The following is a 12,496-nucleotide window of genomic DNA, read 5'->3' as shown; positions in this document are numbered from 1 at the left end:
CACTCCCTACTGCTTYGGTTTGAACCAGGTGGCGACGGCGGCCTGCATGTCCGCCGCCAGCTTCTCCGGCGTGACATTGCCTTCGACCATGTCGATGATCTCGGATTGCAGCACCGAGGAAGCCGTCGGCGTCTGCCAGCGGAAGCCGACCAGCGTCAGATATGGCGTCGAGTTCTTCGCCATCTCCATCATCTTGGACAGAACCGGATCTTTCACCGTGACGTCGGTGCGGGCCGGCGGCCAGCCGARCTCGTYGGYGAAGGCCTGCGCGAATTCGGTCGAGGCCATGTAGTTCAGCACCTTGGTCGCCGCTTCCTTGTTCTGGCTCTCCGAGACCAGACCGTAGGAGCCGTCCGAGAAGGCCGAGGTGTAGAGCTTGGTCGAGGCGTCGTCGGCCGGGAACGGGAAGATCGAGAATTTCAGCTTCGGGTTCTGCGACTTGAAGCTGCCGTTCTCGAACGAGCCGCCGAAGAACATTGCCGCCTTGCCGCCGATGAACTGCTGCGTCGCGGTGGTGTAGTCGATGCCCGCGAAACCGTCGGAGTAGTAAGGCTTCAGCTCGGCGAAGCGCTTCAGCGCCGCGACATAACGCGGGTCCTCGAAGGTCGCCTTGCCGCTCATCATCTCGTCATAGAAGCCGGGACCGTAGAGCGTCGGCCCGATGACGCCGACGCCGATCTCCAGCTCCCAGGCCGAGCCGTTGGCGCCGCCATTGGCGATCGGCGTAATGCCGGCCGCCTTGAGTTTTTCGCAGGCGGCGACGAAGTCCTTGTAGGTTTTCGGGATCGCGATGCCTTGCGCGGCAAAAATCTCCTCGTTGTAGAAGACGCCCATCATCGGCACCGAATAGGGCACGCCGTAGAGCTTGCCGTCGGCGCGGCCGCGCGCGCCGCCAAGGGCCGCATCCGGCATGTTCTTCAGTTCGGTTACGCTGTCGTCGAGCGCGTCGACATAGCCGCCTTCGATGAAAGGCTGCAATTCGCCATAGGCCTTGAGCTGCGCGATATCGGGTCCGCGGCCGCCGCGCAGCGCCGTGCTCAGGCGGTTCTGGTAGTCRGCGTCGGGCGTGAACTGGATATCGACCTTGATATCGGGGTTCTTCTTCTCGAAGGCCTCGAAGATGCGATGCATCGCGGCCTCGTCCTCGGTGCRCCAACTCCACAGCGTCACCGTCGAGTCGGCGCGGGCCGGCAGCGTCGTAATGGCGCCGGCGCAAGCTACGGCAACGCCGCCGATCAGGCCGAGCGCRGCGCGCCGGTGGATGGAAAGCATGCTCATTACCAGTTCTCCCATTGTTTCGGTTTTGCGGCTCGAACGGCAAGCAGCCCGGAGGCGGTCGTCTGCTTTTTCGTAAAGTCATTATAACGACATGATGCCGTCCGCAAGAGCCATAACGACATCGATGATCGGGGGCGGCACGGGAGGCAACGGAATATATGATTGATTTATAACAACTATTTTATACCACCGATGCTATCCGCATTTTTGATCCACGAACATGCTCCGAGCCTTCGCATGCAAGGGGCTTGCGCCACTGCTCAAACTTGTCATAACGTCATTGCTCGTGCCGCTTTTTTGTGGAGGATGCCGATGTCGCTTGCCTGGATCTCGAAGCTGGCTCTCGCAGCGGGGCTCGTCGCGCTACCCGCGACCGGCTGGGCTCAATCGGTCAACATCTCCTACCTGACCCACTGGTCGCCGGAGACGGTGGCCTTGCTCGAAGCGGCGGCGAAGGATTTTTCCACCACTCATCCCGATGTCGCCATCACCGTGCGCGCGGTCCCCTTCGGCGACCTRCTGACCACGCTGCGCTCGCAGGGCGGCTCCTCCGACGGCCCGACGATCGGCGGCATCTACGACCTGTGGCTACCGGAACTGGCCAGGGACAAGCTCGTCGCCCCTGCTCCCGACGCTATTGCCAGCGAGGTGAAGAAAGCCTGGCCGGCGGGCATCGTCAGCGCCGCCTCCGTCRGCGGCGCGCTTTACGGCATCCCGAACGAGATCGACGTCTATGCGCTGAACTACAACAAGGAACTGTTCAAGGAAGCGGGCATCGCCGCGCCTCCGAAAACATGGGCCGAATTCAAGGATGCCGCAGTCAAGCTGACCAACAAGGACAAGGGCCAGCAGGGCTTCGGCATGATCAACTCATGGGCGGCGGGCGTGGTCCATCCCTTTGCGTCGCTGCTCGTCTCCAATGGTGGCAACCTGGTCAAGGACGGCAAGCCGGCGCTGGACAGTCCCCAGGCCGGCGAGACCTTCGCGCTCTATGAAGACTTGATAAAGTCCGGCGCGAGCAATCCGGCGATGGCGACCGCCGACGCCAACACCACCGGTCCGTTCCTCGACAATTTCGTCTCCGGCAAGACCGGCATGATCATCATGGCGAACTGGTGGGAAAGCGCGCTCAAGACCGGCATGGGCGACAAGTTCACGAACATCGCCACAGCGCCGATCCCGGTAGGCCCGGGCGGCGATAAACCGCATTCGATCTCCTATTCCTGGATGACCGTCGTCAACGCCAAGGCCGGCGAGGCCGAGCAGAAGGCGGCCTGGGAGTTCCTGGCCTGGCTGAACAGCCCGAAATCGGGCAAGAACGGCGCCTCGGCCATGTCCGACATATTGATGTCGATGGGCATCCTGCCGTCTCGCACTTCCGACATCGAGGCGCATAAGGACAAGCTCGGTTCCGAATTCCTGTCCGGCTATGTCAGCGTGCTTGCCGATGCGCGGCCATTTCCGGTCGTGCTCGGCGGCCAGGAATTCTCGGAATCCCTGCAGCAGACGCTCGAGGCGTTGCAGTATGGCCAGGTCTCGGCCAAGGATGCGCAGGCGAACGCTCAGGCCGACGCCACGTCGATCCTGGAGCGTGCCGCCAAATAGTTCGGGTCCCTGACCGGAAGCAGGTGAATGGCCAAAGCTTTCCGTGCCTCGGCGGGCATCATGCTTGCGCCCGCCGTGACATTGATCGGCGTGTTCGTGCTTGTGCCGATGCTGCTCACCGTCTGGCTGTCCTTCCAGGACTGGTCGACGCAGACGCCTTTTTCCGAGGCGAGCTTCGTCGGCCTCGGCAATTTCCACGAGATATTCGGCCCGACCTCGGTCGGCCGCGACTTCAAGACCGCGCTCCTCAACACGGCGATCTACACCGCGCTGTCAGTCGTCCTCATCCTGCCGCTGTCGGTCGTCTTCGGCCTGCTGGTCTATCAGCGCCAGGTCGCTGGCGGCACGGCGCTGCGCACGGTGCTGTTCTCCACCTACATGGTGCCGATGATCGCCGTCGCCCTGGTCTGGTCGAAGCTGTATGCGCCGAGCGAAGGCCCGCTCAACCAGTTGCTCGGCCTGATCGGGATTAGCCCGCAACCCTGGCTCTCCTCGCCGCGCTCGGCGCTGGTCTCGATCGTGTTGCTCAATGTCTGGCAGCAGGTCGGCTATTTCACCGTGCTCGCCATCGCCGGGCTGACGCAGATCCCGGGCAGCCTCTATGAGGCGGCGACGCTCGACGGCGCCAATGGCCGGGAGCAGTTCCGCTTCATCACCCTGCCGCTGCTTCGCCACACGCTTCTGTTCAGCGCCGTCATCGCCATCATCAACGCCGTGCAGGTGTTCGAGCCGGTCGCGTTGATCACGCAAGGCGGACCGGTCGGCTCGACCAATGTGCTCACCTACCATATCCRCCGCGTCGGCATCGAACGCGCGCAAGGCGGGCTGGGTTCGGCCATGGCGGTGATGTTGATGATCTCGCTGATCGTCTGTGTTTCGGCGCTGTTTGCGTTCGTCAACCRCAAGGACAGCGAATGAGCGCGGCAACCCGATCGCCCGCCMGCAAGCGCCCTTCGGGGCGCAAGGCGCTGCTTGCGACCGCAATGCTTCTGGTCGCCGTCGCCTCCGCCTTCCCGCTCGCCTGGATGGTGCTATCCAGCCTGAAGACGCCGGCCGAGACCATGCAGGTGCCGCCGGTCTGGATCCCGCACACGCCCACGCTCGATGCCTATGAAAAGGTCGCTGGCGTCATCAATGTCGGACGCTCGATGTGGAACTCCCTGGTCATCGCCTCGGTCACCACGGCGGGCATCCTGATCACCAGCATGATGGCCGGCTACGCCTTCGCCAAATACTCCTTCCCCGGCCGCTCGCTGCTCTTCTCGCTGCTGATCRCCACCATGTTCCTGCCGCCGATCGTGACGCTGATCCCGCTCTACCGCACGGTCGGCTCGATCGGGCTGAACGCTAGCCTCGCCGGCATCATCGTGCCCAACCTCGCCAACGCCTTCGGCATCTTCCTGATGCGCCAGTTCATCGCCGGCGTGCCCGACGACCTCATCGACGCTGCGCGCATGGACGGCGCCTCCGAGCTGCTCATCCTCTACAAGATCGTGGCGCCGAGCGTGGCGCCGGCAATCGCCGCRCTGGCTCTGTTCGCCTTCGTCTATCACTGGAACAGCTACCTCTGGCCGCTCACCGTTTTGCAGGGCAATGCCGACGCCTATCCGATCGTGATCAGCCTCAGCCGGCTGCTCAGCTACAATCGCGGCGCCGTCAACACCGGCCTGGTGATGGCCGGCGCCACGCTCGCCGTACTGCCGCCGCTGGTGCTGTTCGTCTTCCTGCAGCGCTTCTTCGTCGATTCGATCGTGGGATCGGCGATCAAGGGATAACAGTCGAAAGTGCCCTCACTAACACTTCAGTACGATAAGACATGGCGACTACGCTGCAAATTCTCCATATTACCAATCAGCTGACTTCGTAGCTTCGCCATAACATCCAAACCCATTCCAAGCCCCGCGTGTTGCGCGCTATAAACGCGCACACACGAAAAAGAGACATTAATGACCATCGTAATAGCGCTTCGTCGAGACGAAGAAATACTCCTTATGGCGGATACAAAGGTAACCGACGCTAACAGCACCGGGCCAAATATTATTCCAGGAAGACTTAAAATAGTCACTATCGGCCCTCGTGTGTCAGTCGCCTTCGCCGGCAACGCTGATCCCGCAGGCGTAGCGTTGAGGGAAGCTAGGAAGGAGCTCCAACATGACGGCTTGGTCCCTGCAGTCGAGGTCCTGAAACAATATTCTAGCGACGGCACTGTAGACTTCTTGGTTGCAGCCCATACCCCCGAGATATCGTTACTGCGTCTACGTCGCGGCGTATCACTTGAGGTTGCCGATGTCTGCACGCTACGRCATGACGATCCGTTCCGAGAAGACATCGACAGGGCAAGGGTGACACATGACAGTCAATCGCTTGCCAAAAGTGATCTACGTTCCCGATTTATAGATCGATTGATGACGAACCGATCCGATCTTGGACTCCACATTGGGGGCATTCCTATCTGCGTTAGTGCCGCTTCCTCAGGGCATCGATATCTTGGGCAAACTGGAATTTACACTTACAAGTTCCCACCATTGAAAGCTGGACAGGAAACTCATCAGCCCATCGAGCAAGTCTATACTGGGGACGGACATTTTCAACTAAGCGTGGTACCCAGCGACGCTGATGATGTACCTGTTGTTGGTGTTTGCCTCCTCCAAGCACGAACGGGATATGTCTTTTCGCCGATCGAACAGCCTGAGGCCTTCGTCATTCCTCTTGCACCCCCAACTTTGGAGTGGGAAGGACATGAGCAACAAATGTTTGGCACGCTGAAAGCAGCGATCGCGACGCACGTTGACACTGTTTCTGATGGATAACAGCTTATCTCGATCTCGCTCCTTCACCCAAACCGCGCCGGCGTCCAAGCTCCGGCCGCCGCATTCGACTCTACCGCGGYGGCGACGAACTTCACGCCGCGCGCGCCGTCGACCACGTCGRGCACCTGTGCCGCCCGGCCAGCATCGACCGCGCCGCCCGCGCGATGCGCGCGGATGATATCGGCGGCGTCACGGTAGAAATTGGCGAAGGCCTCGATATAGCCTTCCGGGTGGGCGGCCGGCATGCGCGAGACGCGCCGCGCTTCCGCGGTCGAGCCATGGCCGCCGCGCACCAGCGTGCGCGTTTCCTCGCCATAGGGCGAGAAGCGCAGTTCCTCGGGCCGTGATCCTGACCATTCGAGCCCGGCCTTCTCGCCATAGATGCGCACCGAGAGATCGTTGTAATGGCCGGGCGAGGTCTGGCTGGCGAGAATCGTGCCGCGTGCGCCGCCTGCCCAGCGCACGAGCACATGCGCGTTGTCGTCGAGCCGCCGCYCGGGCACGGCGGTGAAGAGGTCTGCCGAGACCGCCTCCGCCTCGAAACCRGAGACGAAGCTTGCGAGGTTGAAAGCATGCACGCCGATATCGGCGAGCACCGCCGATTGGCCGGCGCGCGCCGGATCGGTGCGCCATTCCGCCTGCTTCTGGCCCTCGGCGTCGATCGGCTTGGTCAGCCAGTCCTGGATATAGGCGCCGTGCACCGACACGATGCGGCCGAGCTCGCCCGCCGCCACCATTTCGCGCGCCTGGCGGACCATGGCGTAGCCGGTGTTGTTGAGCGTGACGACGAAACGGCGCTGCTTCGCTCGCGTCAGCGCCACCAGCGCTTCAGCCTCCTCAAGCGTCGTCGACAGCGGCTTGTCGCAGATGACGTCGATGCCGGCCTCGAGGAAGGCGGTCGCGATCGGCGCGTGCAGGTGGTTGGGCGTGACGATGACCACCGCCTCGATGCCATCGGCCCGCGCTGCTTCGGCCTTCGCCATGGCGCGGTAATCGGCATAGCTGCGCTCGGGCGCGATGCCGATCTCCGCGGCGGAGGCCGCGGCGTTCTCCGGATCCGAGGACAATGCGCCCGCGACCAGCGCGATCTGGTCGTCGAGCCGCATGGCGAGGCGATGCACGGCGCCGATGAAGGCATTGCGGCCACCTCCGACCATGCCGACCCGGAGACGTTGACGCGACGTACCATCGGCGGTTGCATAGACCATGATTGCGATTATTCTCCCAGGTTCGACATGCCGGCCGGTGCGGATACATGACCGGCGGCGGTTGTTTTCGAATGATATTTCTATTTTTCGTTTTGTAAAACGATTGTGCCGCGTTAGCTTTTTACCCTCGGTCCAGGCGATGGACCGCATCCGGAGGGCAGGGATCGGATGACGCATCCGATGGTTGGGGTCACGATGAGGCATATCCTATGAGCGGCCGCGGCAAGGCGGCCGACGAGCCGTCCACGCATAGCCTGGAGACGGCGGCGAGAAAGCGGAGTCGAGCACTGGCAGCACTTGGCTATACAAAGCCGCAAACCTATGAAGAGCTGCGGGCGGTGCTTGCGTCGGGAACCGTGCATTTCCCGAAACGGCTTCGCCAGGTGGCGATCTTCCTCTGGCAGCATCCGAGCGATGTGGCGCTTGGYACGATCGCGCAGGTGGCGGACCAGGCCRGCGTGCAGCCCTCGACCCTGGTGCGCTTCGCGCAGATCTTCGGCTATTCGGGCTTTTCCGATTTCCAGCTCCTCTTCAAGGACCGCATGAAGGGCTCCTGGCCGGATACGCAAGGCAGCCAGGAAAAGCCCGCGGAGCCGAATGCAAACCTGCATTTCCTCAACGGCATGGTCGGCGCCTGCCAGGCCTCGCTCGGCCGCATCGGCAATGATTTCGATAGCGCCGCTTTCGAGACGATGATCGATCACCTGGCGGCGGCGGAACTGATCTATGTCATCGGCAGCAAGCGTGCCTTCCCCGTCACCACCTATCTGTCGCTGACGCTCTCGCAGCAAGGCGTACGCAACGTGCTGGTCGACAATGTCGGCTCGACCGCGCTCGACCAGGTCGGCTGCATCACGCCGCGCGACGCGGTGCTCGCCGTCTCTTTCAGTCCCTACAATTCGATCACGCCCGACCTCGTCGCCGTCGCGCATGAGCGCAAGGCGCGCATCCTCACCATCACCGACAGCACCTTCTCGCCGCTGGCAAAGCTCTCCGACACCTGGCTGGAAGTGGTCGAGCAGGACTTCGGCGGTTTCCGCTCGCTCGCCGCCTCGCTTGCCGTCGGCATGGCCTTGGTCCACGGCGTCGTCGCGCGCCGGACAGGCTGACCGGYGTGGTTGACTAAAGAGAACTATCGTTCCATATTTGAAAAAATGGAAACTTTATTCCGGGAGGAGGAATGGAGGTTCGTCTCGACGGCAAGGTGGTGCTGGTCACCGGCGCGACGCAAGGCATCGGCCGGGCGATCGCCGAGATTGCCGCGCGTTCCGGCGCTGCCGGATTGCTGATCACTGGGCGAGACCAGAAGCGCGGCGACGCGGTGGCCGCCGAGCTTGCGGCCATGGGCACTCCTGCCGCCTTCGCTGCTGCCGATCTCGGCGATCCCGAAGCTCCGGCGCAGCTGGCGCAAGCCTGCATCGACCGCTTCGGCCGCATCGACGGCCTGGTCAACGCCGCCGGCCTGACCGACCGCGCTTCCTTCGCCGATGCAACGCTCGACGACTGGTCGTCGCTGTTTGCCGTCAACGCCCGCGCGCCGTTCTTCCTGATGCAGGCGACGATCGCCGATATGAGGAAACACGGTCAGGGCGGCTCGATCGTCAACATCCTGTCGATCAACGCGCATTGCGGCTCGCCGGAGCTGGCCGTCTATTCCGCCACCAAGGGCGCGCTGGCGACGCTGACCAAGAACGCCGCCAATGCCCACCGCTTCGACCGCATCCGCGTCAACGGCATCAATGTCGGCTGGACCGACACGCCGGCCGAACGCGTCATGCAGGCCGAGACGCTCGGCCAGGGTCCGGGCTGGCTCGACGCGGCCAATGCGACGCAACCCTTCGGCCGCCTGTTCTCCGTGACCGACATCGCCAACCTCGCCGTCTTCCTGCTTTCCGACGCGGCCGGCCCGATGACCGGCGCGCTGGTCGACCAGGAGCAATGGGTGATCGGAGCCAACCGGTGAGCGCCGAGACCCTCAGCCCTGCCCTGCTCGATCGCTTGYCGTCCGAAGTCCGCAGACCGGCTTACGATCGCGCGGCACTCAAGCCGGGAATCGCCCATATCGGCGTCGGCGCCTTCCACCGTTGCCACCAGGCCGAATACACCGACGATCTCCTGGCGAAGGATTTCGGCCGCTGGGGGCTGGTCGGCATCAACATACGCCCGCCTTTGCTGGCCGACACGCTGGGGCGCCAAGGTGGCCTTTACACACGGTTGATCCGTCAGAACGATGAGGTGGAAGCGCGCGTCATCGGCAGCATCGCGCGCGTCGTCGACAGCCAGGACAGTGYCGAGCCGGCGCTGGAGGCGCTCGCCTCGCCCGACATCGAAGTCGTCACCATGACGGTGACCGAAAAAGGTTATTGCCACATCCCCTCGAGCGGCGCGCTCGACCTCGACCACCCCGATATCGTCCACGACCYCACCAATCCCGAGGCGCCGCGCAGCGTGCCCGGAATCCTGGCACGGGCGCTGGAACGGCGCATGGCCTCGCATGGCCGGCCGGTGACGCTGCTCTCCTGCGACAACATCCCGACCAACGGCATCATCCTCGGCAATGTCGTGCGGACATTCGCGGAGCGGCGCGGCAGGCGGCTGGCGGACTGGATCGAGGCCAATGTCGCCTTCCCCTCGGCCATGGTCGACCGCATCGCGCCGGCGACGACCGAGGCCGATATCGATACGGTTGAGCAGCGTTTCGGCTACCGCGACAACGCCGTTGTCGTCGGCGAACGCTTCCGCCAATGGGTGATCGAGAACCGCTTCGCCGGACGCGTGCCGCGCTGGGACCTTGTCGGCGCAACCTTCGTCGACGACGTCACGCCGTTCGAGCACCTCAAGATGCGCGTGCTGAACGGCGCCCAGACGACGCTCAGCTATCTCGGCGTTCTGGGCGGCTTCGAGCACACCTTCGAAACGATCGCTGACCCGCTTCTGGCAAGCTTCGTCCGGCGCATGCTGACTGAGGAGACGCTGCCGACGCTGATGCCGGTGCCCGGCATCTCGCCCGCTGCCTATGTCGAGCAGAGCCTGTCGCGCCTCACTAACACCGCGATCCGCCATCGCAACCACCAGATCGCCACCGACGGCTCGCAGAAAATCGTGCAACGCCTGCTCAACCCTATCCGCGATCGTCTGGCGAAAGGCGGGAGCATCGCGCTTCTCTCGGTGCCGGTCGCCGGCTGGATGGCCTATCTGATCAAGGCTTCTGCCCGCTTCGGCCGCGCCTGGCAGGTGTCYGATCCGTTTGCCGACAAGATCGCAGCCATTGCCGATCGCATCGGCTCGAACAGCAACGCGCTTGTCGATTCGATCCTTGCGATCGACGCCATCTTCGATCCGCAACTGGCCGCGAACGCAACATTCCGCGCGCATGTCGTCGCCGACCTCGACGGCCTGCTCTCGAATGATCCGACGGGCTTTGTCAGACAAGTCTGTACTGGRCCAACAGATGCGCGGTTGAAGCAGCCGGCTCGATCTGCATAGTTAGCTATTGGGAGGCATCATGAAACTTGGACTGCTAACAGCACCGTTTCCGGATACGCCGCTCGGCGAGGTTGCCGACTGGGCGCGCTCGGCCGGCTTCGAGGCGCTGGAAATCGCCTGCTGGCCGAAGACTTCCGGYGCCAGCCGCCGCTATGCCGGCACCAGCCATATCGACGTCGATATCCCTGCCGCGCAGGCGAAGGACATCGCCGCCGAGCTTGCCGGCAAGGGCCTGGCCGTCTCCGGCCTCGGCTTTTATCCCAATCCGCTCCATCCCGACCAGGCGCATCGCGAGGCTGTGATCGATCACCTGAAGAAGGTGATCGTGCTGGCGAGCCGCATGGGGGTCTCGCTGGTCAACACCTTCTGCGGCGGCGACGCCTCGAAAAATGTCGACGCCAATTGGGAAGACGCGAAAAAAATCTGGCCGGCGATCATCGCCCATGCCCGGGAGCATGGCGTGAAGCTCGCCTTCGAGAACTGCCCGATGATCTTCAGCTATGACGAGTGGCCAGGCGGGCACAACATCGCCTACTCGCCTTACGTCTGGCGCCGCATCCTCGAAGCCTGGGGCGGCGATGTCGGCATGAACTTCGACCCCTCGCATCTCGTCTGGCAGATGATCGACAAGGAGCGCTTCATCCGCGAGTTCGGCGCAAACATGCTGCATGTGCATGCCAAGGACCTGATGATTGATCATGATGGTTTGTACGAGCGCGGAATCCTTTCCGCTGGCATAGGCTGGCAGGTGCCACGCATGCMGGGGCTTGGGGACATCGAGTGGAGCAGGATTTTTTCGGGCCTCTACCGGGCCGGTTACGACGGGCCCGTCATCATCGAGCATGAGGACCGGCGCTTCGAGGGGACGGATGAAAAGGTGAAGCGCGGCTTCCTGCTTGCCCGCGACGTGCTGCGCCYTTTCATCAAATGACGAAAGCTTGGCTCCGATCGCTTCGGCGCCCAGGAACTAAACTGAAAATCGAACTGAACTGAAAAGATCAATGTGGAGGAATACTGACATGAAAAGATATCTGACCGCCTCGCTGCTTGCCGGCGCCGCCCTGCTTGCCACGGTGGGCGTCTCGGCCGCCGCCGGCAAGTACACGATCGGCATTTCCAACACCGTGCAGGGCAATGGCTGGCGCGAGGAAATGATCTGCGCGATGAAGGCGCAGGCGCTCGCTTCCGGCGAGGTGGCGAAGCTCAACATCGCCCACCGCAACACCGACGCCGCCGGCCAGCTCGAGGACATCCGCAACCTGATCAGCGCCAAGGTCGACGCCATCGTCGTCAACCCGGCCGATCCGGCCGGCATCAAGGCTGGCCTGGAAGAAGCCACCAAGGCCGGCATCGTCGTCGTCGCCGTCGACCAGGCGGTGACGGAACCGTCCGCCTACATCATTTCCAACAACCAGGAACAATACGCCTATCTCGGCGCCAAGTGGCTGTTCCAGCAGATGGGCGGCAAGGGCGAGGTGTTCTACATGCGYGGCGCCGCCGGCGCTTCGGCCGACTCTGATCGCGACAAAGGCTTCAAGAAGGCGCTGGCCGAATTCCCTGACGTGAAGGTCGCGCAGGAAGTATTCACCGGCTGGCAGCAGGACCAGGCCAAGCAGCAGATCCTGTCCTTCCTCGCCACCGGCACGCCGATCAACGGCATCYGGACCTCGGGCATCGACAACGTCATCGTCGACGCGCTGGTCGARCAGCAGGCGCCGATGGTGCSTGTGGTCGGCGCCGACAATGCCGGCTTCGTCGGCCAGTTGAGCTCGGTCAAGGGCCTGGTGGGCGCTGCCGTCACCAATCCCGGTTCGATCGGCGGCGCCGGCGTGACCCTGGCGCTGCAGATCCTCGACGGCAAGAAGCCGGCGCAGCAGACCGTTCTGGTCGAGCCGCAGCTCTGGGAAAACGCCACCGACGAAGGCAAGGCCAAGCTGAAGCGCGTCGTCGACCCCTCGCTCAGCCCCGAATGGCCGGTGTCGATCTCTATTCCMGACTGGACGACCTACACCAAGGATCAGATCGTCGCCTGCAAGGGCCCGGGCGAGTAAGCGCCTGATCCGAACGCAAGCGTAAGGACGCCGGACCAAGGTCTGGCGTCCTTGCCAT

11 protein-coding genes are annotated in these 12,496 nt (G+C 63.2%); 9 read left to right on the top strand and 2 right to left on the bottom strand.

What is annotated here, in order from left to right; all coding sequences use genetic code 11:
* Nucleotides 1–6: 6 nt before the first annotated feature.
* Entirely contained in the window at nt 7–1,278 is a 1,272-nt protein-coding gene (locus tag LCM4576_RS14890) for an extracellular solute-binding protein (RefSeq protein WP_071032786.1), read from the bottom strand.
* A gap of 312 nt (nt 1,279–1,590) precedes the next feature.
* Between LCM4576_RS14890 and LCM4576_RS14885 the strand changes: the two genes are divergently transcribed.
* The 4 genes from LCM4576_RS14885 (at nt 1,591) to LCM4576_RS36310 (ending at nt 5,693) form a co-directional block, all read left to right on the top strand.
* Nucleotides 1,591–2,883, top strand: a complete 1,293-nt coding sequence (locus tag LCM4576_RS14885; RefSeq protein WP_071033148.1) for an ABC transporter substrate-binding protein — start codon at nt 1,591–1,593, stop codon at nt 2,881–2,883.
* A gap of 27 nt (nt 2,884–2,910) precedes the next feature.
* Complete coding sequence (locus LCM4576_RS14880) at nt 2,911–3,801, top strand: carbohydrate ABC transporter permease (protein WP_071032784.1); 891 nt, start codon at nt 2,911–2,913, stop codon at nt 3,799–3,801.
* Entirely contained in the window at nt 3,798–4,658 is an 861-nt protein-coding gene (locus tag LCM4576_RS14875) for a carbohydrate ABC transporter permease (RefSeq protein ID WP_071032783.1), read from the top strand. Before LCM4576_RS14880 ends, LCM4576_RS14875 begins: the two co-directional genes overlap by 4 nt.
* A gap of 171 nt (nt 4,659–4,829) precedes the next feature.
* Nucleotides 4,830–5,693: a hypothetical protein gene (locus LCM4576_RS36310; RefSeq protein WP_131803251.1), complete on the top strand. Its 864-nt coding sequence runs from the start codon at nt 4,830–4,832 to the stop codon at nt 5,691–5,693.
* Between the two features lie 23 nt (nt 5,694–5,716).
* On the opposite strand, the gene LCM4576_RS14870 is transcribed toward LCM4576_RS36310, so the two are convergent.
* Entirely contained in the window at nt 5,717–6,901 is a 1,185-nt protein-coding gene (locus tag LCM4576_RS14870) for a Gfo/Idh/MocA family protein (protein WP_071032781.1), read from the bottom strand.
* Between the two features lie 209 nt (nt 6,902–7,110).
* On the opposite strand from LCM4576_RS14870, the gene LCM4576_RS14865 reads away from it, so the two are divergent.
* The 5 genes from LCM4576_RS14865 to LCM4576_RS14845 all read left to right on the top strand — a co-directional run bounded on the left by LCM4576_RS14865 (nt 7,111) and on the right by LCM4576_RS14845 (nt 12,438).
* Nucleotides 7,111–8,010, top strand: a complete 900-nt coding sequence (locus LCM4576_RS14865) for a MurR/RpiR family transcriptional regulator (RefSeq protein WP_071032779.1) — start codon at nt 7,111–7,113, stop codon at nt 8,008–8,010.
* 71 nt (nt 8,011–8,081) lie between these two features.
* Nucleotides 8,082–8,864, top strand: a complete 783-nt coding sequence (locus LCM4576_RS14860) for an SDR family oxidoreductase (protein WP_041004872.1) — start codon at nt 8,082–8,084, stop codon at nt 8,862–8,864.
* Nucleotides 8,861–10,387, top strand: coding sequence for a mannitol dehydrogenase family protein (locus LCM4576_RS14855; RefSeq protein ID WP_244510806.1), 1,527 nt, complete (start codon nt 8,861–8,863; stop codon nt 10,385–10,387). Before LCM4576_RS14860 ends, LCM4576_RS14855 begins: the two co-directional genes overlap by 4 nt.
* Nucleotides 10,388–10,406: 19 nt before the next feature.
* Nucleotides 10,407–11,318, top strand: a complete 912-nt coding sequence (locus LCM4576_RS14850) for a sugar phosphate isomerase/epimerase (RefSeq protein ID WP_071032777.1) — start codon at nt 10,407–10,409, stop codon at nt 11,316–11,318.
* A gap of 88 nt (nt 11,319–11,406) precedes the next feature.
* Nucleotides 11,407–12,438, top strand: coding sequence for an ABC transporter substrate-binding protein (locus tag LCM4576_RS14845; protein WP_071032775.1), 1,032 nt, complete (start codon nt 11,407–11,409; stop codon nt 12,436–12,438).
* Nucleotides 12,439–12,496 lie beyond the last annotated feature (58 nt).

This window comes from Mesorhizobium sp. LCM 4576, assembly GCF_001854815.1.
GTDB classification, from domain to species: domain Bacteria; phylum Pseudomonadota; class Alphaproteobacteria; order Rhizobiales; family Rhizobiaceae; genus Mesorhizobium; species Mesorhizobium plurifarium.
This window is presented reverse-complemented; position numbering and strand designations above follow the sequence as displayed.

What these genes read in the sequence shown, in the direction of transcription:
- LCM4576_RS14860 (WP_041004872.1), top strand. Translation starts at nt 8,082, where the DNA reads ATGGAGGTTCGTCTCGACGGCAAGGTGGTGCTGGTCACCGGCGCGACG.